Source organism: Paenibacillus sp. FSL K6-0108 (genome assembly GCF_045040695.1).
Lineage (GTDB): Bacteria > Bacillota > Bacilli > Paenibacillales > Paenibacillaceae > Paenibacillus > Paenibacillus pabuli_B.
The window spans coordinates 5588649-5608792 of sequence record NZ_CP150288.1 but is presented as its reverse complement, the minus strand read 5'-3'; the positions used below and the strand labels follow the sequence as shown (position 1 = coordinate 5608792).

General features: G+C 47.8%; 15 protein-coding genes and 2 pseudogenes. 6 read left to right on the top strand and 11 right to left on the bottom strand.

Features of this window, described 5'->3' with window-relative positions; translation table 11 throughout:
* Window positions 1–9 precede the first annotated feature (9 nt).
* On the top strand, window positions 10–3450 hold the full coding sequence (gene nagZ, locus MHB49_RS25555; RefSeq protein ID WP_405153455.1) for a beta-N-acetylhexosaminidase: 3441 nt from the start codon (window positions 10–12) through the stop codon (window positions 3448–3450).
* 347 nt (window positions 3451–3797) lie between these two features.
* On the opposite strand, the gene MHB49_RS25550 is transcribed toward nagZ, so the two are convergent.
* Complete coding sequence (locus MHB49_RS25550) at window positions 3798–4661, bottom strand: type II CAAX prenyl endopeptidase Rce1 family protein (RefSeq protein WP_405153454.1); 864 nt, start codon at window positions 4659–4661, stop codon at window positions 3798–3800.
* 327 nt (window positions 4662–4988) lie between these two features.
* Between MHB49_RS25550 and MHB49_RS25545 the strand changes: the two genes are divergently transcribed.
* Together MHB49_RS25545 and MHB49_RS25540 are read left to right on the top strand one after the other, a co-directional pair.
* On the top strand, window positions 4989–5177 hold the full coding sequence (locus MHB49_RS25545; RefSeq protein WP_405153453.1) for a hypothetical protein: 189 nt from the start codon (window positions 4989–4991) through the stop codon (window positions 5175–5177).
* A gap of 34 nt (window positions 5178–5211) precedes the next feature.
* On the top strand, window positions 5212–5592 hold the full coding sequence (locus tag MHB49_RS25540; protein ID WP_405153452.1) for an alpha-L-rhamnosidase C-terminal domain-containing protein: 381 nt from the start codon (window positions 5212–5214) through the stop codon (window positions 5590–5592).
* A gap of 136 nt (window positions 5593–5728) precedes the next feature.
* On the opposite strand, the gene MHB49_RS25535 is transcribed toward MHB49_RS25540, so the two are convergent.
* The 5 genes and pseudogenes from MHB49_RS25535 to MHB49_RS25515 form a co-directional block, all read right to left on the bottom strand.
* Window positions 5729–6106, bottom strand: coding sequence for a VOC family protein (locus MHB49_RS25535; protein WP_405153451.1), 378 nt, complete (start codon window positions 6104–6106; stop codon window positions 5729–5731).
* Window positions 6107–6193: 87 nt separating this feature from the next.
* The gene (locus tag MHB49_RS25530; protein ID WP_405153450.1) at window positions 6194–7009 is read right to left on the bottom strand and encodes a DUF6597 domain-containing transcriptional factor; all 816 of its coding nucleotides are present in this window, start codon (window positions 7007–7009) and stop codon (window positions 6194–6196) included.
* Window positions 7010–7105: 96 nt separating this feature from the next.
* Window positions 7106–8099, bottom strand: a pseudogene (locus MHB49_RS25525) (IS3 family transposase); the annotation flags it as partial.
* 114 nt (window positions 8100–8213) lie between these two features.
* Window positions 8214–8933, bottom strand: coding sequence for an SDR family NAD(P)-dependent oxidoreductase (locus MHB49_RS25520; protein ID WP_405153449.1), 720 nt, complete (start codon window positions 8931–8933; stop codon window positions 8214–8216).
* 45 nt (window positions 8934–8978) lie between these two features.
* Entirely contained in the window at window positions 8979–9341 is a 363-nt protein-coding gene (locus MHB49_RS25515) for a winged helix-turn-helix transcriptional regulator (protein WP_405153448.1), read from the bottom strand.
* 200 nt (window positions 9342–9541) lie between these two features.
* Between MHB49_RS25515 and MHB49_RS25510 the strand changes: the two genes are divergently transcribed.
* Window positions 9542–10096 carry an NAD(P)H-dependent oxidoreductase gene (locus MHB49_RS25510; RefSeq protein ID WP_405153447.1) on the top strand — a complete coding sequence of 185 codons (555 nt, stop codon included), beginning with the start codon at window positions 9542–9544 and terminating at the stop codon, window positions 10094–10096.
* Window positions 10097–10295: 199 nt separating this feature from the next.
* Here MHB49_RS25510 and MHB49_RS25505 read toward each other — a convergent pair whose 3' ends face one another.
* Together MHB49_RS25505 and MHB49_RS25500 are read right to left on the bottom strand one after the other, a co-directional pair.
* Window positions 10296–15266 (bottom strand): discoidin domain-containing protein, encoded by a 4971-nt coding sequence (locus MHB49_RS25505; protein WP_405153446.1) that lies wholly within the window; start codon window positions 15264–15266, stop codon window positions 10296–10298.
* A 404-nt stretch (window positions 15267–15670) separates the two neighbouring features.
* Window positions 15671–16462, bottom strand: a complete 792-nt coding sequence (locus MHB49_RS25500) for an SDR family NAD(P)-dependent oxidoreductase (RefSeq protein WP_405153445.1) — start codon at window positions 16460–16462, stop codon at window positions 15671–15673.
* A gap of 127 nt (window positions 16463–16589) precedes the next feature.
* Here MHB49_RS25500 and MHB49_RS25495 point away from each other — a divergent pair, with 127 nt between their 5' ends.
* Window positions 16590–17423, top strand: a complete 834-nt coding sequence (locus MHB49_RS25495) for a helix-turn-helix transcriptional regulator (RefSeq protein ID WP_247898753.1) — start codon at window positions 16590–16592, stop codon at window positions 17421–17423.
* 150 nt (window positions 17424–17573) lie between these two features.
* Here MHB49_RS25495 and MHB49_RS25490 read toward each other — a convergent pair whose 3' ends face one another.
* The gene (locus MHB49_RS25490) at window positions 17574–17927 is read right to left on the bottom strand and encodes a DoxX family protein (protein WP_405153444.1); all 354 of its coding nucleotides are present in this window, start codon (window positions 17925–17927) and stop codon (window positions 17574–17576) included.
* 140 nt (window positions 17928–18067) lie between these two features.
* On the opposite strand from MHB49_RS25490, the pseudogene MHB49_RS25485 reads away from it, so the two are divergent.
* Window positions 18068–18313, top strand: a pseudogene (locus MHB49_RS25485) (winged helix-turn-helix transcriptional regulator); the annotation flags it as partial.
* Window positions 18314–18317: 4 nt separating this feature from the next.
* Here MHB49_RS25485 and MHB49_RS25480 read toward each other — a convergent pair.
* Window positions 18318–18893 (bottom strand): ankyrin repeat domain-containing protein, encoded by a 576-nt coding sequence (locus MHB49_RS25480; protein WP_405153443.1) that lies wholly within the window; start codon window positions 18891–18893, stop codon window positions 18318–18320.
* A gap of 50 nt (window positions 18894–18943) precedes the next feature.
* On the bottom strand, window positions 18944–19915 hold the full coding sequence (locus tag MHB49_RS25475) for a phosphotransferase (RefSeq protein WP_405153442.1): 972 nt from the start codon (window positions 19913–19915) through the stop codon (window positions 18944–18946).
* Window positions 19916–20144: the final 229 nt, after the last annotated feature.

Sequence of the window (20144 nt, the reverse complement as noted above, 5' to 3'; positions counted from 1 at the left end):
AGGAGAGCGATGCAGAGCTTGATACCACAACCGAAGCAGATTGCAGCGACCGAGGGAGGCCCCTTACGACTGACCGGTGAGGAAAGATGGAGTCTTTTCATGGAACAGGATGATCCCAGATTAGAAATTCATTGCCGCCGTGCATTTCCGGGGATGGGATATACATGCTCAAGGATAGAAAAAGGTTATTGGCTAGTAATTGAACGACTCTCAGGTCAGGAAATGCAGCAGGTCGAAGAGGCCTATGAAGCGCGTGCAGGTCATTCAGTTCATGAAGCTCAGAGCGTCCAACAGGAGGACCCGCCCAGTTCAAGTATGATTTCTTTCACTGAAGAAGATGAAACGGACCCTGAGGGGCTGGCCGGATGTCCACAAGGTTATAAGCTGGAGGTATCGGCCGGAAGGGCAGAGGTATACGCACTGGATGCGGCGGGGCTATTTTACGGATTGCAGACATTGGTGCAGCTGCACGGACCGGATGGTGCCATCCCGGCGGTGTCTATAACGGACTGGCCGGATACACCTTTGCGGGCCATGAATTTCGACCTGCGTCAGACGTTTTCGAAGCCGGAACTGCTGACGGGCTATATGGCTGAATTCGCCCGTTATAAGACGAATGCGATTTTGATTGAATACGAGGATAAATTTCCATTCAGGACACATCCCGAGTTCGCACATCCCCGGCATGCGTTAAGCCATTCACAGCTGGAAGAATTGAAGCGTAATGCTCATGAGCACTTTATAGAGATTATTCCGCTCCAGCAGAGCTTTGGACATTTGGAATATGTATTACGCCACGAAGGTTGGCGGCATCTTCGCGAGACAGAGCAGTCCACCGGAGAGATTTGCCCATCACATCCGCAGACCTATGGGTTGATAACCACCTTACTTGAGGAGATGATCGACGCCCACCCGGAATCGCGTTATATCCACCTCGGCTGTGACGAGGTCTACAGCCTATGTGAATGCGAGCGCTGCAAAATCGAGTTTGGAGGTGTGCGGGAACGAGCGTTTATCGCCTTTTTGAATCGTCTGATTGCATTTACGGCAGAACGGGGGAAACAGCCCATTTTTTGGCATGACATGCTGGATAAATGTCCGCCAGAGGAACTGGCTAAGCTGGATCAGCGAAGTGTCGCCATGATCTGGATCTATAACGGGCGCAATATCGAAGCAGAGGTTACTTCGCATGCCAATAAATTCAGGGCGCTCGGTATTGAAGTGATGGGAGCGCCAGCAGTTCGCAGCTTTGACTGGGCTGAGCATCAGAATTATCCGGTACTGCTGAACCGGACGGACAACTTGCTTCAGTGGGCTGAGACGGCCGACAAGTTGAAGCTTGGCTGCGTGGTTGCTACCAATTGGACGGGGCCTTTCAGCCTCGGTGTTCCGTATGGTATTTTTGAAACTACCTGGTATCCCATGCTGCTGCATGCGGATTTGGCCTGGAACCGCAAGGCGGATACCGCCACTTTTATCGACCGGTTTCTGGAACGGTTTCATGGCATTGATCCTGTTATCGGACACAACCTGCTCGGCAATTACAGGGTAGAGGATTATTATGATGTGATCTGGAAGCTGATGGACGAAGTACGCGAGCATAAGGAAGAAGCAGAACTGATTGCGATCATGCATGATTTTGAGGTGGCGACAGATCGTTCGCGGGCAATCCATAAGTATGCTTACCGCTGGGAGCTGTACCCCGGAGACGATGCGGAGTGGCGTTCACTCCATAACAATTATACGCGAAACCGCCGTGGGCGTGAGGGTGTCCTGCCTCGGATGAAGGAAGCACTGGAGCGTTATCAACCCTCTGATATGGCAGAACATTTTGTGAAATCCAGGTTCTATCTGCATGATTATCTGGAGCAAACGCTTTATCAAGAATTGGGTCTGAATACAATCCATCCAGAACCCGACCTGACGGCAATGAGCTTGAAAGACAAAATAGCCCTGATGTGCGTAATAGGCACTCCATCGACTCGGGCCGAGCCGGAATTTCGCGGCAGAATGGCACAGCACCGATTTGGGGGCATCGGGATCTTTCCCCATAATATTGAGAGCGAGCAGCAGACACATGCGCTGCTTGCAGAAGTGAAGAACATAGTCAAAGATAACGGCGGCCTTGTGCCTTATTATGTTTCGGTAGATGAAGAAGGCGGTACGCTGTCCAAATTTAAATCCTTTTTCCCCTATATCCCTGGCAACCGGGCAATCGGGTTAAGTGAAGATCCGGAACTCGCTCAATTGCTTGGTAAAATTATCGGCAGTGAACTGCACTCCCTTGGTATTCCCATGAACTGGGCACCTGTGCTGGATGTGAACACGAATATAGATAATCCGGTTGTGGGTGTTCGTTCCTTTGGAGAGGACCCGCAGCTGGTGGCTCATTTCGGTCGAGCCTATATTCAGGGGATGCATGAAGCAGGTGTGGCTGTGACGGCAAAGCATTTTCCCGGACACGGGCAAGTGAGCGGAGACTCGCATCTCGTTCTGCCCGAATGTGAGTTAACGATGGAGCAGTTGAAAGATGGGCCGTTGCTTCCCTTCATTGAGGCAATTGAAGCTGGGGCAGATTCAATCATGATAGGCCATCTGGTGTTTCCCAACATTCCGGAATCGGGCAGACTTCCGGCTTCACTCAGTCCTTTTTTTGTCACGGAACTGCTGCGGAAGCAGTTGGGCTTTGCAGGGGTGATCTGCACCGATGATATAGAAATGGGGGCAATTCGCAACAATTTCAGCCCGGAAGACGTGGGAGTTCTGGCCGTTCAGGCGGGGAACGATATGATCCTGATGTGCCATACGCCGGAGTTCCAGAATCGGGTCATCGCAGGTATTCAGGCTGCTGTGCGTGATGGGCGCATCGACGAAGCGCGAATAGACGAGTCGGTTCTTCGTATTCGGCAGCTGTATGACCAATTCAAGCAGTACCAAGCGGCTGCACAGCCAATTGCCAGAGAGCAGTTGGGGGAAGCGGCACTGAAGCTGGCTCGTATGACCGTAAAAGTTAGTCGTGACCCGCAGGGTCTGCTGCCACTCAACAATTCACTGAAATATTTGCTGATTCTGCCGCAGCAGGAGCAGCTGACCCAGGCTGATAATAGTGGTTCTGCCGAGATCGGGTTACCCTCTATGTTGAAGGGTGAAAGCTTAAGGGTAGTGACGCGCTACTGCTCGATGAAGCCGGAAGCCGAGCAGATCGAGTCTTTGATACAGCAAGCTGCGGATGCGGATGTTGTTATCCAGGGTACCCTTAATGCACATCTATTCACAGGTCAGCTGGCTCTGGCTGAGGCCTTGGCTGCAGTTAAGCCACTGCTGAATCTGGTGCTCCGCAATCCTTATGATGACGAAGCACTGCCGCAGGCAGCCGGAAGCATACTGCTGTGCTCAACCTCCGACTATTCACTGCGGGCACTGGTGGAGTGCATGACAGCATCAAAGTAACTTGCCAGTGATGAGCTGGTCGATAGAACAATGTAAAATGCCCATACCCGTGCCCACAAAAACAAAACACATACGCATCTGCCAACCTTTATTCTTATAAGAGGTTAGTCAGCATACCAGAAATCCAGAACGAAAATACCAAAAGCCCGCTGCTGTGCGGACTTTTGGTCAATCTCAAGACTCAGATGTTCCTTAGGCAACATCAGGTTCATCATAGCCTCAAATTCCAACAATAACTCTTTTCAAAGTGATTATTGGGAGAATGGACATGCGTTAGTGGTGGTCTGGACTGACGTGAAAACGTCGTATCTTCATAATTGTTACATATCCTCACCTATAGCAATTGTTTATAGCTGTCTTATGACAAGAGGTTTTCTCGACATGATCCATGCTGCAATCAGCAAGGCGAGAGCCACTAATATTCCCGATTCTCCAGTCCATAGCAGAACGTTCTTGCCGCTGGAAGATATATCGAAGGCATCCTGGATTACAGCATTCCAACAGGCATGGAGCAGAATCGCAGGCCATAGGCTGCCCGTTGTTAGGCGCACGCGGCTGATCAGATAACTGAAAGAGGTCACTGAAATCATAAACAGAATAACCGATAAGGCAGGATATGGACCGGAATAATAATTTCCAAAAAGCATTACGGGAAGATGCCATACGCCCCAAATAATTCCGCTCGTCAACACGGGTCTAGGTACACGGGCATTGATTAATCGAGTGAGCATATAGCCTCTCCAGCCGAGCTCCTCTCCTGAACTGCTGATTATACCGATTGCAGTACCCGCAAACATCTGAAAAAGAATAGTTCCTGCAAGGATAACACCAGATGGACCTTTAATGAACGAGTCCGGTGTAACGTACTGAACAAGTCCTGTAATCCAGGCGATACCGTAAGCAGATAAACCAATGATGACCGGAAACAGCAAAATAAAGGGCAACGACTTCAGTGTCTGCTTGCCACCAATCCGCAGGGAAATATCCGATATGCCTTCACGCAGCACTACACGGGCGAAGATGGAGGATAAGCCGGGTGTCCACATGAGAAGCAGGCCGAAAATAGGTGCTTTCAACATCAGTGCATAACTGAGGATGGAGAGAGGAATGAGTATGGCAAAGAAAACGAGCAGCCCTCGCCTGGCTTTTTGAATAAGAACTTGTTCCTCCTCTGAACTTGGGCTGGGCAGGGTGCTAAAATTTGTGCTCATTGTGATAGCTCCTTTAATCAAAATATGTATGTCGCTTTGCAGTATAACAGTGGATCTATCCTGATCAGAACAAACCCCAGCCCAGTTTTGATCCAGGACCCTAGCCCAGTATGGACAGGACTAAAGTATAGTAAGGAGGTTGAAAAATGAGGTGAATAAAAGTCATCCCTATGCTGTTTATAAAACGTTTACCACTTTGTTGCCAGCACAGATAGCACGTTTTAACATGCGAATTTTTCAAAAGGACTTGAATCTTCACTTACTGGAGGTTGTAAGCTACGAATTAGCTAGCCAGCAGCTTACTATAAACGTGGAGGTTCAATGCTTATGAGGTTTTTAGAAGTTTTGTTTGTGGTTTTTAATGTTTTGGTGGTGGGTCGGATTCTATTTGCGAAAAACAAGACGCAGCGTAATTTGCTTATTGGATTTGGGTTGTCTACCATTCTCATGCTGATGCATGGGATTATAGAAGGCATGCGTTGGCCAATGATTCCAGCTTATGTGATGAACCTTTGATCCGAACCTCCCCTTTTCGACTACGCCAACCTATTTGGAGGACGCTGTTCCGATAAGTTTATGCCATGGCTGGGGGGCATCACCGACGTATTTATTAAATAGGGAGCTGCTTGGGATTGATATTTCTAAGGCGGGTCACGGGCAAGTTACGCTCCGTCCCAGCCCAGTGACCGAAGTTGAGTGGGCGGAAGGTTCGGTGGTCACCCGTTACGGAAAAATCAGTGCCCAATGGAAAAGGGATGTGGACGGAGTGTACCGCTTTGAGGCTCGCCTGCCCGTACAAATGACATGGAAGGCGCCAGGATTGCGTGACATATCCGTGTCTATGGATCAGGATCATGTCTACGTTCGAGGAACGGTTCCGGTTCATGAGGCAGCACCAAAGCGGACACCATTGGTCGATTGCAGCGGGTAACGAAGACAACCACATCAACGTGAAAAGCTGCGCAGCTGCAGCATGATGAAAAGGACTGAAAAATATCAGCCCTTTTCTAAATTCCGTCAATCTAAAATAAGTACTATTCGGCCAGTCCTTTCCACTCCATCAGGAATCAAGCGACGAGACTAACCAAATTGCCGTCGGGGTCCTTTATAATAGCATAGCGCTCGCCCCAAGGCGTATCGCTCGGCTCTAGCTGCCGAGTATATCCTTGCGCCGTCAATCGGCGATACGATTCATCCAGCGTTTCACGGCTGTCTAAATGGAAAGCAATCTCCATTCGATTTCCAATCGGCTCCGGTAAGCTGCCCAGAATCGTCTGCACCGTTTCCCTCGTATCGAAAGCCAAGATCAATCCGTTGCATTCCACCTCAACATGCTGTTCGTCGTTCGCACTCGCCGGTATTTCAAATCCCAAGAGCCGATAGAAATCCAAAGCCCGTTTCATCTCTTCCACGAAAATTCCAATTCTCTTCAGCTTAATAGCCATGCTTTCCAGCTCCCATCGTATGAATTCATGTTACGTCATCATTGTATCCGTACGATCGGCCGTCAAATAGGAAAAAACGGACTTCTTTCACGATCTCGTTAAGTGTCTAACAGGCAATCCGTAATAACGCGGAAAAGAATTCGTAAAATGGGATTGGTCGTAATAGCCAGAAAGAAGCGCAAGATCCGTCAAACTGGAGTAGTTTTTCTTATAGAACTCTTTTAGTGTGCTTTGAAATCGGATGATTCCCAGCATCTCCTTAGGGCTTAAACCCAATTCCTGTTTGAAGTTCCTTCTGAGATGCCTTTCACTGCAGTGGGCCTTCTCGGCTAAATCCGTAACGGATAGATTTCCTTTATTATGATAAATAATCTGCATACTTTGAGACACCAAAGGGGGAGTAGCCGCATTACTCTTCGCCAACACTTTGCTTAATTGACGATCGGCAATCGCGAGGATGTCCGATGTTGTCTCCGCAGTGAGGATTTGTTCGACCCAATACAACCCTTCAAAACCCCAAACATCCTCCAGAAAAACACGTTGTCCCTGAAACATCGAAAGGGGGAACTTTAAAATTGCCCGGGCCGCTTCCGAATAGATTCTAATACCGAATAACGAACGAGCTTTCGAAAAGCGCAGCACTTCTGAACGAGTTGTCAACCCAGTAACATGGGCGGCCTTCTGGCTGGATGGGGAATAAAGATTAATGACGATATCTATGCAGCCGTCCGGTATGATCCAGTGGATTTGCTTATCGGGGACGGGTTGAAAATGCATTGTCCAATAAGAAGCAACATGAGATTCCAGGTGCCTGCTCGGAGGATATTCATGACAACTGTACCATGGGCGATGTAACTCAGGCTGTAAATTAGGTGAATGAACGGGGTGATAAGGATGAGTCATCTTCATCTCTCCTTGCTGGGCTTTTGTTATTGTCGTGAATCGTCGTGTCAGACGATCAAGTAACATATATCATTAGGAAGTGCGCGTAATCCACTAGAAGCCTTGATCCGAATGCAGGAGGAGTTTATCCTCGTTGGACAAGCGTTTAAAGGCTTTATTTAGCATCTCGGACACTAATGAATACGTAGGGCGAGACCCTACTGTGTACGTAATAATCTCACCGTTATACAAGTCCAGAACAGGTGATAAATACATCTTTTCTCCAAACAACTTGAATTCTGTAATATCCGTAACCCATTTCTCATTTGGTTTTTCTGCTAGAAAATTACGATCCAGTACGTTGGGTGCAATCTTACCTACTGTTCCTTTATAGGAACGATATTTCTTCATACGCACCACTGATTGCAGGCCTACTTTCATGATACGTAGTACTTTTTATGGTTAACTCGGTGTCCGCGATAAACTAGTTCATCACGGATACGACGATATCCATAACGCCCCTGATGTTCCTCATAAATGGATTGAATAAGGAGTTTTAGAACTGCGTCTAGATCGGGCTTGTCAAACTGCTTCACCCAGTAATAGAAGGTACTACGTGGGACTTCAGCGAACGCTAACAATGCAACCACCGGGAATTCAAGCCTTAATTCATAGACGACTTGCGCTTTGTCTTGTTTGGTGATTTTTCCTTGTTTTGAACTAAGGCATTCAACTTTTTTAAGTAGGCGTTTTCCATACGCAAACGTTCTAATTCAGCTTGTAGAGCTTCAACCGATCCCTCAGCAGGTTCTTGCTTTTGAAGTCCTTTTTTATTCTTATCCGTCATACGATGACGCCCCTTTATCTTTGGTTTTAGGGCGTCGATCCCATTTTCGTTCATATAGTTGAGTACGTCTAGTTTATAGGTTAGAGAGTAAGCTGTATAGGTTTTTTCAAAAGCTTTTAAACCGTGATATTCGTATTGCTTGATCCACATACGCAGGATTTCATGATTAATTCCTAAGGATTTCGCAATGCTTTTAATCCCTTCATTTCCTGATAAATATTGATGAATAGCTTCTATTTTCAAGTCTAAATTAAATTTTGACAAAAAAACTGCACCTCCAATTGTTAGATGGTGTCTAACAATTGGGGTGCAGTTCACAATTTGGCTGGTTGTTATGATGGTTCTTTATCATTCTTTACGATGGCCATGGTATTTCAATTATGCGTTCAAATCCGTGATCGCCGGAATATTAATTTCTTTTACACAGGCTGCATTGGACAGGCTGACGATGCATTTTACGATAGAAACCATATCCTGAAGAGGAATGCGTGTACCATTATATTCGGAAAGAGCGCGGTCAGTGCCATCTTCATATGGAACTTCGGCCGCGAGTTCTCCCGGATTGATACACGTAACCGCGATCCGGTCTTTTCTTGTATGTTCTCTCAAGGCCTCTGTAACCCCACGAATGGCAAATTTGGACGCCACAAAAGATACTTGTGTATTGTTCGCATTGCTCAGACCCGCAGTCGAGCCAATAAGGATGATTTTGCCTGCTGCTGATTGTCTGAGGTGAGGTAATAATGCCTGAATACAAACAATAGCGGATGTTATATTCACATGAATCAGATTACTAATGTCGGCGGGGGTGTCCTTATCAAACGTATAGTGTTCCTCGAAACCCTCTTTCTCCCAAATGCCCACATTGTAAATGAGAACATCGAGTGTTTCGTCCTGAAGCTTATCGTTGATCAATTCGGCTGCATGGAGATCGGACAGATCTGCCTGTATCCATACGCGCTCAATACCATCGTCCAACTTCAAGTTATCAGGTTTCGTGCGAGACACGACCCAGACTTTGTCGCCCTGCTCAGGCACACCTCTGACAAATGCATCTCCTAATCCTTTACTGGCCCCGAATACAAGATAGTTTTTCAATTGAAATGCTCCCTTTTCTCAAATTGTCAGTCTGTGGTTACCATCTCAAAAAGCAGGTTCTTTATTTTCCAGTAGTACAATGTCTTCTCCTTGTTGTTGCCTTAATGCTATATTTTCCCGTCCCCATGCACACATCACATCCACAATCTTGTTAGCAGTAACTCCATATTCCGTAAGACTGTATTCGACTTTTGGCGGCATCTGTTGATACACATGTCTTCTGACAAGACCGTCCCTCTCCAGCTCACGTAATTGCTGAATCAGGACCTTCTGTGAAATGCCATCGATACTGCGCTGCAGCTCGCCTGTCCTTTTCACGCCTGACATTAATAAGCATATAATTAGCGCTTTCCACTTGCCGCCAATGATTTCGAGTGTCGCTTCAATTCCAAGGTTATATTGTTTCATGACCGTTCACCTCGTTCATGTTACATCTGTTGATGTGGTATAAATATTCATTTTCTCACAATATGGCTGATGAAGTCCATACACACTTTGAAGTAACCATCTTACTTTCGAGTGTGTATTTTCTTTTGCCCAGGCTTATATGATAATGGCCATATTCAAAAAAAGAAGTTTGAAGTTGAACCGAGAAAGGAATGTTAACCATGAAAACACTTGTCATTCTAGCACATCCCAATATAGAGGTTTCGAGAGTGAATCAGCGATGGAAAGAGGAGCTGCTGCTACACTCAAGCGATATTAAAATCCATGAGATTTACGAAGCGTATCCTGACTGGAACATCGATGTTTCCCGAGAGCAGAAGCTGCTCGAAGCATATGATCATATCGTCCTGCAGTTTCCGCTATATTGGTACAGCTATCCGCCTTTGCTCAAAAAGTGGTTTGATGATGTTTTTACTTACGGATGGGCGTATGGATCATCAGGCAATAAACTGCACGGGAAAAAGCTGAGCCTCGCCATGTCCATTGGTGATAAAAAAGAAAATTACTCGCCGGAAGGTTCCGTCTCCTTTACTGTAGATGAGGTGATTGCACCTTTCAAAGCCAGCATCAATCATGTGGGCGCAATCGCATTACCGTATTTTGCAGTCTTCGGTGCATCATTTCAGGCAACAGATGAAGAGATAAACCAAAGTGCCCAGGATTATATCCGCTCTATCTTTAAGGTTCAGAATGAGATGGGGGAGCCAACAGCATGAAGAATAACTTCATCTAACATTGTTATAACGATAAAAGAACAGCTCTGAAGCCCGCTTGGAATCCAGCAAGCATCAGGCATAGTAAAGTAATACCCTGCCCTGTGGACTATTCCACTATAAACACAGGAAACAGCCTCTGTCCTGCAAAGCAGGGGACAGAGGCTGTTAGTACATAACACTTATGCATCATCCATCGTATTTAATGATAAAGCTTCAATTCGGCAATCGACCACCACCACTCAGGCGTGTCCGTGGTCAATACGATTTTCACATACCGCACCGTTTGTCTGGGGAAGGATTCCATAATAGTTGCGCCTGTCCCTTGATTATCCACAATCGGTTTCCAATGTTCTCCGTCTTCGGAAGTTAGTATCTGGAATCCGCGGGCATAGTCATTGCTGCTGCCGCCTGAGTCCATGCTTAATCGGCTGAAGCTCTGTACGCTCCCCAGATCGAGTTGAATCCACTGACCCGCGCTTTGTCCTGCGGAAGATGTCCAGCGGGAGTTCAGATCGTCATCAAGCATGGCTGTGGCATCGGCATACGTAGAAGCGGTCACGGTCCAACGAGTGCGATCCAGTTCAGCGGGGAGCAGAGCATCGTCTTCATCTGGTATCCACAGTGAATTGTCGGCGGTATAGAGCTTTAATTCAGCAACTGACCACCAGTGGGAATCCATGCCTGTCTGCACTACTTTAATGAAGCGGGTCGTTTCAAGTGGAAAGGCTAAGGTTACGACTGCTCCTTGAGCTTCTCCTGAGGCCACCGGCTCGCCCCAATGTTCGCCATCCAGAGACGTGTACAACTCATAGCTGCGCGCGTAGTCCTCGCTGCTGTGGGCGCTGTCCATCACAATCTGATCCACGGGCTGCGGAGTGCCCAGATCCAATTGAATCCATTCGCCGCCAGCCTGCTCCTGACCTGAGGTCCAGCGTGTTTCCTGGTTGCCATCAAGCATAGCAGCTGCCCCTTCTCCCGAAGAAGCGGTCACGGACCATGCATTTGGCAGTAAGCGTTTCTGTTTGCCAATTCCGTAATGATGAACATATAGTTCGGAGACAGACCACCATAGATCGGCCTCGCCGATCTGTACGATTTTCAGATAACGTGCATTTTGCTCAGGGAACGTAATGGACGTTACTCCAGATGTTCCTTCGCCACCTGCTACCGGGTTACCCCAGTTTTCACCGTCATTAGAAACGTACAGTCGATATTCTCGCGGATAGTCGTTTTTTGCATTGCCTGAGTCCAGTTCGACTGAATCAAAGCGGCTTGTTTGTCCCAGGTCTAGCTTGATCCACTGTCCCTTTGACTGCTTGCGGCCATTCGTCCAGAGGGTATTGCGTTCTCCGTCCAGCATATTGGCCGCTACATCCCTACCTTGTGTGGAGGAAGCCGTTACGATCCAGGAGGAACGGTCTGTGAGTGATCCAGGCAGCGGCAATTCTGGTGTCTCCGCAGGTTTGCCGAACCTGGCGAGTTTCAGTTCGGAGATGGACCACCAACTATCTGCAGATGCTGTCAGCACGATTTTTACGTAACGCGCCTTTTGCATCCCCAAATCGACTGCCAGACTCGGTGAGGTCCCCGTACCGCGGGCAATAGCCTCGTTCCAATTTTTGTCATCCTGGGAAATGTAGATTTCGTAACCGCGGGCATAATCTCCCCAATTCGTACCAGAGTTCATGAACAACGTATCCAGTGATTGCTCGTCTCCCAGATCAATGTGGAGCCAATCTCCGGGCTTCTGTAGTTGTCCGGAGGACCAACGGGTGGCCAAATCACCATCGATCAGATGCTGCACTGGTTCCGAACTGGAGGAAGCTGTAATGATCCATTTGCTGCGATCGAGATATTGAATGCCGCTGGAAACATCCGGCTGCTCCAGCACAGTGTTTTCAAGCGGATTAACCTTCACTTGCGCCTTGGCATACACGGTAGCTGAACCCAAAGCGCCATTGGCATTGTAGAAGCGTACAGTCTTGACTGCATCGGACGGATTCCAGATTTGCGCCGTATAGACACCGTCCTTTTCATAGATGGTTACAGCTGGATCGTCTGCCCAGATATCCATCGTACGCGTTCCCGTTGAAACCATGCTGTGAATGAACCAATAGGCATTAAATACTTCATTTTGCTGCATCCGGCTTGTATCCCATTTGGCCAAAGCGCCTTGCGGGTCGCCAATGGATTGGAATGGCCATATAATATGCTCCCATGAGCGTTCCGGCTGACCACCCAGATCCTTGATAAGTCCATTGTAGAGATCATTGGTTTTTTGCGGATCACGGCCATAATAGGTCATCCACTCGGCTGGCGGCAGCCAATGAATGCCGTAAATATGCTCCGGATCACCTGAAAAATACGTTCCGTACAAATAAGCGCTGCCATAGACATGGCCCACGGTTGCATGCTTGTAATCTTTCAGCCAGTTATCCTGGTCATAGTTGAACCAGTACTGCTCAGCGGCTTTTTCCTCAGTCACAAAGCCCCATATACCCGTATCGCGGTACGCTTTGTTCCCGGTAACCTCGCCCCACATATATTGACCGACCCAGCTAAACAGGGCCTCACCTGCGGCTTCCTGGTTGTTTCCGCTTCGGTTGTCTGCGTAACCGCCTGCCCAGGAATGCCCCTCATATGGATCGAAATTGCGGAGCCATGGAAACTGATCGTCTGTCCGTGAAGGATTGGCGTAATCCCGAATCAAGAGTTCAACCATGTCTCCGTAATTTTGTAAAAACTCTTTGTCATATGTTGCTAGTACAGCTGATGCAAAAGCATAGTATCCATAGGTAAAATGATGATCTGTCAGTCCGGTGTTAACCCCGAACCCGCTGCCGTAAGGGAAGACGGTTCCCCAATCATCCGAGTAATAGAAATAATACGAATGGAGAGGTTCATCCGGCGAATAAGTATACCAATCGGTCAGAATGGTTCTGAGCACGGAGAGGTAATGGTCTCGTCGCTCGGTATCTCCCAATTGGTCGCTGATCAAAACTCCCAGTGCTAGTGGATGAAGTTTTTTGCCCTGCCAGTAGGGGTCCTCGCTCATCAAATTGCCCGAAACATCGGCATCCAGCTGATCCAGATAACTCGTTAATTGCGCACGGGAATAGGTAGGATCGTCCGGCTCCACGAATTGTGGAATGATGCCGTAGAAACGGTCCTGTGTTGTAAAGGAGTTGCCTGCACTTACCTTCATAAGTCCGCGAATCGAAGGATAAGTCAGTTCCGTTAGCGGTGTGGTCGCCAGCTTCCATTGATGTGGAAACAAGGCGATCAGCGTTTCCGGTGAAAAGTCCGGCCGTTTCGTTTCAGTGACGGAGTTGAAGGTGGTCGTTACGAGCGAGGTGTGCTCATCATAATTGTAATCCACCCGCGTATCTGTCACAAAAGCATAGGCATGCTGATAATATTCCGGCAATTGCGCTGCAGACGGAAGCGTTGCCAGCGACAGGTAATTTCCGCCTTGCCCCAGCTTAATTTTGATCGTATTGCCCAGCTTCATGAACACGGTGCCTTCGGGCGCGAATACCCCATAGCTTCGCACAAAGGTTTGCGGTTTCGGCGCCTTATCCTGATTGGTCACTTCGATTCCGATATGATCTGCCGTTAGTGTTTCTCCATCCTTCAGCAGGATCTCCTGATTCTGATCATCGAACAGCCGCGTAATATTGGGAGACCGAAGGACGATCGCATCGGGATTTTCAAAGGTGTTGTACAGGAACGGTGAACCTTTCACAAATGTTGTGTTCATCTTGGCCGTATCATCATCGCTCATGATGATATTTACGGAATAATCACCATAGTCGGCGACCTTTGTAACGATATCGGCCGGATTCATGTTGCTTGTCGTCATAATCAAATCGGGTTCGCCATCGGCATCCATGGATGCGCCGTCGCTAGAAACATAGCCTTCCCCTGGATTCAAAATATGAAGGCCCTGCTTGGTATAGCGACTTTTTAGCGGGAGAGTGACCAGACTGTTTCCGTCGCCCAGATTGGAAACGAGAATCGACTGCCACCAACCATTCGACGGAATCGGGGAGGTTAGGTTGGAAGTGCGGTATTTCGGGTCTTTTGGCTGCAGCATCGTAATATCGTTGATGGCGTAACTTCCCGCGCCGACCTGCACCGCAGAAGCCTCCGGAATCGTGGGAATATCATAAACGGGTTTTGTATCGCCTTCGAGATATTCATAAACCTCAAACGTATACAGCGAATACCCGCTGGTTGTCCCTCTGCCGTGGCCCGCCATTTTCACATAACGTGCCTCAGCATATAACGGAATATCGTCGCGTCCTCCGGAGCTGTTCAACTCGCGATATACGGTTGTCCATTCCTGTGCATCGTCCGAAACCTGGATATCGTATGCACGACCGAAAGCGTTTTCCCATTGGAGGGATACGCGCCCGATTTGGCGGATTTCCCCAAGGTCCACATAGATCCATTCTTGATCCTTGTAAACGGAAGACCAGCGCGTATCTCTGCTGTTATCGGTTACATTCTGTGCCAGGTAATTCCGCTCTTCCATTTTGGCCTTGTCCTCAGCCGATCTGCTCGGTTCGTCGATTTCTACTGAAGACGCGGTTGCTTTTTTATCCAGAGCCAGATTGGCTGTTTTCGGTTTAGGAGGTTGGTTAGCTCCGCCCGTGCCGTATACATTGAATTCGTAGACGGAGATGCCGTAGGCCTGCTGCGCCCGCTTGTGGCTGAACAAGCGCACATAGCGCCCTTTGGCCTTAACCTCGGCTTCCGTCCAGCCACCTTGGCCTTTGGTCGTCGAATACACGGATTGCCAATGAATTTCGTCCTCGGATACCTCGAAGTCAAATGCTGTGGCATATGCGTTCTCCCATTTCACAGCAATCTTAGAGATGTCTGCACTTGCACCCAAGTCGACATAGATCCACTGCGGGTCCTGCTGCCATACACTTTCCCAGCGAGTATTCTCATCGCCGTCCACGACGTGATCCGCTGTATTTCCGCCCAATGACGAGGAGCTATAGACGGGTCTGTTCAGGGATATTAAATCATTTTGCGCTTCCGCGGCTTGAGCTGCAGGTGCAGGCCAGAGCGGGATGGTGCTGATCCATAATAGGATGGACAGCAACAGATTAGTACACAGGTTACGAGTGTTGCGCTTTCGATGAAGCTTTCTTTTCATATCACTACTCCTTTTTTGTTCTCACCCTTCAGGCAGGACATTCTTTAATTTCCCGTTCTCGTGAGCTGGATTTCTTCGTCTGCAACTCCTCTCATGGGCAAAAGATTTACATGACTCTGCACATGGGAGACTGTTGTGCTCACTGTTATTTATCGTTGATTTTATCTCAGTTATAAAGGTATTTCTGTGAAACACGGTGAAAAAGAGACCTATGTCCTACACGTTACCGATAGGCATGTGCAATTGTGAATCTTGTTACAAGCAGGTGCGCATACCGTTTTATAGGTTGAAAAAGAACAGCAGCAAAAGGCCGCGATACAAGCTCCGCACGGCCATTTAAATATTGCCTAACAATATATAGTTAAAATTTAATCTGAAATGGGGAAGAGGGGAGCATAATCGCTTTACGCGGTTAGCCCACCGTCTACCGGTAAAATGACTCCAGTAATGAAGGAGGCGTTATCACTTAGTAACCAGGCTGCTGCCTGAGCAATTTCCATCGGTTCAGCGGCGCGCCGAAGGGGCGTCATTGCACTGATTTTTTCAATAATATCGGGATCGACTGCTACCCATTGCTGGATCATCTCGGTTAGCGTGGTTCCGGGCGCAATCGCATTGATTCGAATGCCTGCCGGACCATATTCGATGGCTGCTGTTTGGGTGAGACTGTTGACTCCGCGTTTGGAGGCTGCATAAGACCCCAGACCGGCATTGCCTTTTAGGCTGCCTACACTGCTGGTATTGACGATCGCGCCTGATCCGGCGCTTTCCAGCATGGCTTTGATCTGTGCTTTCATGGCCAACCAGATGCCTTTGTAGTTTACAGCCTGCACCTGATCAAAAGCTTCTTCGGTCTCATCGAGCAGTGAAGACATATGAACGGCGATTCCGGCGTTGTTAAAAGCGGCATCAAGTCGTCCGAACCTTTCAATGGTTGCCTGGACCGCTTGCTCAATTCCGTTTGCACTGGATAGATCGGCTGCGACGTAATCTGCGTTACCGCCAGCTGTCGTGATATCCTCTGTCACTTTTCTAAGCTCGGATTCCGTTCTAGCAACAAGCATCACGGATGCACCTTGCTCTGCAAACAATCTGGCGGCTGCAGCGCCTATTCCCCGGCTGGCTCCCGTCACCATAGCCACTTTGCCGCTCAATATATTTCCTGAAATGTATGCTTCCTCTGAAATGTTAACCATATCCATTCTCCTTTGCCGCTGGCATATTGTAATCTTCAAGCACCTTGAGTATACTTCGGCTATTATCTCGGGACGAGAGCTTTCTTGAGCCTAGGCTTCCGAGTGTCAGGATAAGGAGGATTTATTCTTGGATGATAACGAACGACGTTTGGCCTTGGGACAGTTCTTGCGTAAAGTAAGAAGTTCGATTTCTCCCCCAGATGTCGGGTTGCCGACCAGTCATCGTCGCCGAACAGAAGGGCTGCGCCGCGAGGAAGTTGCCCAGCTCGCCAACATAGGACCTTCATGGTATACGAGGCTTGAGCAGGGGAGGAATATCAGGCCTTCCGTAGGCGTGCTGGAGAGTCTGGCCTCCGCGCTCAAGCTGACGCCCGATGAGCGCAGGCATCTTTTTCTTTTGGCTGGAGAGTCGCTGCCGCCTCACATGTCTGCAGAAGATGGGAGGATCGACCCCTCCATTCAGAAGATGCTGGACGAACTTAATCCGAATCCGGCCTATGTGCTCGGGAAGAAGTGGGATTTCCTCGCCTGGAACAGGGCAGCTGATGCAGTATTAGAGATTAACGAGCCGTCACCGCCGCATGATTACAATCTGATCTGGCGTCATTTTACCGTTCCTTCCTGGAGAGAAGGTTCTGAGGACTGGGAAGCGGTCGCACAAAGGATCGTCACCGAATTCCGTACGGGTAGGGCCCGCTATTTGGAGGATGTCTCGTTCCAAACGTTAATTGATGATCTGAAGAAAGTAAGTCCCGATTTCACTCGGTTATGGTCGTGTCACGAAACACCGGGCACCCTTGATGGTTATAAAATAATTCACCATACCAACCTTGGTGCCATGGAGTTTGACCACATTACGCTGCAATTCCCCAATGACCCGGATCGCCGGATCATGATCTACATGCCATATACCGAAACCAAGGCTCGGTTGAAGCAATATTTAATGGTTAGCAGTTCATAGTCAAGGTCAGAAAACCCGCGAAGATCGCGGGTTTTCTGGTGGCTACATGTAACTATTCTCTCTCCGCAGTTACCGGGATTCACCTCAGCATCTTGTGCTCCCTCCAAGGCGGCTGGGCCGCGGAGATCAGGTTGTTCCTCCGATTCTCCTTCATAGTCTTCCGATGGCAACAATCAACGAGAGAACTACAAAAAGGATATTCACGCCGATCTCCCGGTACTCTTTTCGCTGAATATGAAACAGCATTCCGAGCAGTGCGACTACAGCCAGAGCAATCGCGGCGATCGGCGTAAGTACCGGAGTGATATCCATCGCCCACGGCAAAACAATGCCCAGCGCTCCAAGTAGTTCTGCGATTCCAATCAGAACAACGAGAGTTTTTGGCACATCATTTACCCATGCCCATGTCGTTTTGGAAGACTCGATACGAACGGTTTTCATCCATCCCGAATATATGAAGCCTGCCGCCAATATGATTTGTACGATCCATAACGTCACATTCATCTTTTCTTGTCCCCTCACTTGTTCGATTTCGACATCTGCCTCTATACTAAGGTGAGTAAGGCCAATCAGGAAGTAGGCACTTTATCCTAACCAGGTAACCAAAAGTAAACCTTGACATGGCCAGAAAGTGAGGAAAAAGAATGACGGTGTATTGCAAATTCGGAACCGCGCTGGACATCCTCACAGGCAAATGGAAATCATTGATTCTACTGCGGCTCTTGAACAACGGTACAATGCGGTTCAGTGAATTACAAAAAGCCATTCCGGATATTTCGAAAAAGATGTTGACTCAGCAGTTAAAAGAACTGGAATATCACGACATTGTGCATCGTGAAGTGTATGCGCAAATTCCGCCAAAGGTCGAATACTCGATTACGGAGTACGGACAACTCATGAAGCCTGTGCTCCAAACCATGAGCGACTGGGGAGCCGGACATGTGCAGCATATGCAGAAGCTTTACGGCCAAGAAGACGAAGCAGAGACAATGCCAACCGACCTTTGGAAAAGCGATTCCGTGCGCTAAACGTTTCGTTATTAACGCACGATAAAAAAAGCCCGCAAAGATGGCGGACTTTTCCTTTCCAGTCGCCAGGCGCTTCAATGTCTGCGCCTGCATCAAGAAGGGCATCGAGCACTTGAACGTCATTGGAGCTTGCAGCCCAATGCAAAGGTGTCTCGATATGTGGACCGACAAAAGGAGCATTCACGTCCGCACCGAACTTGGTCAATACTCGTACGGTATCCGCTCCATGAGGGAAGTGCCCCGGCCAATCCGTCACCACGTGCAGCAGCGTTCGAGAGGTACTAGAGTCTGAATCTATGTTGTCAGGCTTTCTTTCCAAGATTCTTATCTTTGCCAATCCCGGATGCTCTGCCAGCAGTTGCTGTAACGATGGGATATCTCCAGTGTGAATGGCTTGAATAACGCTCACAGCAAGTCTTTCATCTTCGTACATAAATTCCATGCTCACATCTCCTTCCAGACTTATATCCATATTCATGTGTATGGTTCTTATCACATAAGCATCTGAACTGCGCATCTGGCATGATACTCCGCGAGATTTCTAGCAAATTGCTGATCGGGGAATTGTCTATGAAGCAGTTTCAACCCTCCTGATACCAAAGATAAATGATGGCAAAATCGATAAAATGTCATCCGCTCCGGGTCGAGATCGTTATTTTTTAAGTAGTGATAAAAGTCTCCAAAGCGAAACTCCAGAAAGCTATGCTCATGTTCGAGATCAAAGAAACCTGCGCCCTCAATATCAATAAGGCATGGTTGCATCGCATGATCTATCCATATATGATCCGGACCTAGCTCTCCATGAATGAAACTATAGAGATCTCTGAGTTGAATCGCTGCTTCCAATTCATAAAGTTTCTCAAGCAGCCTTTCTTCATTTTTCCTAATATCGGTCATGTGCTTGGATGCATAGGATAAGGCTGTTTCCGCATCCAACCGCTGAACTTTGTGACAAGGCTCGGCCTTTTTTCTGTTATCGTTGGCATTTCCGTAAACATTTCTTTGGATGTTATGCATAGTAGACAACATATCCCTGATTCGTTGAAACAATATATCCCGATCGTTGTGGTTTTTATGCTGGAAATAGGCTTCGGCTTTCTGTCCATCTACATATTCAACAAGAGCAAAATCATAAGCGTGCCGGTCTCTATCGTTATTCAGATCATACAAGGTTGGTGTTCGAATTCCGTGTTGAGCGAGAAAGCGAGTATTCAAAGAGAAAAGTTCGCTGCCATAGGAACTGTGGAAAGTGGGTTCATTTAAGATCTCTTCCTGAAAATAGTTGCTGGAAATATCCCAAACATACAACATACAAGTAAAACCATTCTTGCAGTCCATTTTGTAAATGGCTTTTTGTGCGCCTCCATGAACTCTTGCACTCTGCGTTATGAGGTAACCGGCACCAAATACTTTGTACACATAATCCTGTAATTCTTCATGAGTAAGATGGTTGTTGGAAATCATTGATTTATGCTCCGTTTCATCTGTATTTTGCCGGCCAGCAACCTAAATATATAGAACATTTTTCCAAAAGTATAGACTGTTTCTTTTCGATCTGTTAAAGTGTTGATTAAGGTCTGTATATTCATATGTATATTAAAGCAAGGGGCAGGGTACTCATGTTAGTGAGTGACCCGGCCCCTATTTTGCATGCAAGTCGACTCTCTATTGACATCAATTTAGACACTTCAAT

Coding starts and splice junctions, on each gene's coding strand:
- nagZ (WP_405153455.1), top strand. CDS start 10: ATGCAGAGCTTGATACCACAACCGAAGCAGATTGCAGCGACCGAGGGA.
- MHB49_RS25550 (WP_405153454.1), bottom strand. CDS start 4,661: ATGAGCACAAATTTTAGCACCCTGCCCAGCCCAAGTTCAGAGGAGGAA.
- MHB49_RS25505 (WP_405153446.1), bottom strand. CDS start 15,266: ATGAAAAGAAAGCTTCATCGAAAGCGCAACACTCGTAACCTGTGTACT.
- MHB49_RS25530 (WP_405153450.1), bottom strand. CDS start 7,009: ATGACTCATCCTTATCACCCCGTTCATTCACCTAATTTACAGCCTGAG.
- MHB49_RS25545 (WP_405153453.1), top strand. CDS start 4,989: ATGAGGTTTTTAGAAGTTTTGTTTGTGGTTTTTAATGTTTTGGTGGTG.
- MHB49_RS25480 (WP_405153443.1), bottom strand. CDS start 18,893: ATGGAATTTATGTACGAAGATGAAAGACTTGCTGTGAGCGTTATTCAA.
- MHB49_RS25535 (WP_405153451.1), bottom strand. CDS start 6,106: ATGGCTATTAAGCTGAAGAGAATTGGAATTTTCGTGGAAGAGATGAAA.
- MHB49_RS25515 (WP_405153448.1), bottom strand. CDS start 9,341: ATGAAACAATATAACCTTGGAATTGAAGCGACACTCGAAATCATTGGC.
- MHB49_RS25500 (WP_405153445.1), bottom strand. CDS start 16,462: ATGGTTAACATTTCAGAGGAAGCATACATTTCAGGAAATATATTGAGC.
- MHB49_RS25475 (WP_405153442.1), bottom strand. CDS start 19,915: ATGATTTCCAACAACCATCTTACTCATGAAGAATTACAGGATTATGTG.
- MHB49_RS25510 (WP_405153447.1), top strand. CDS start 9,542: ATGAAAACACTTGTCATTCTAGCACATCCCAATATAGAGGTTTCGAGA.
- MHB49_RS25490 (WP_405153444.1), bottom strand. CDS start 17,927: ATGAATGTGACGTTATGGATCGTACAAATCATATTGGCGGCAGGCTTC.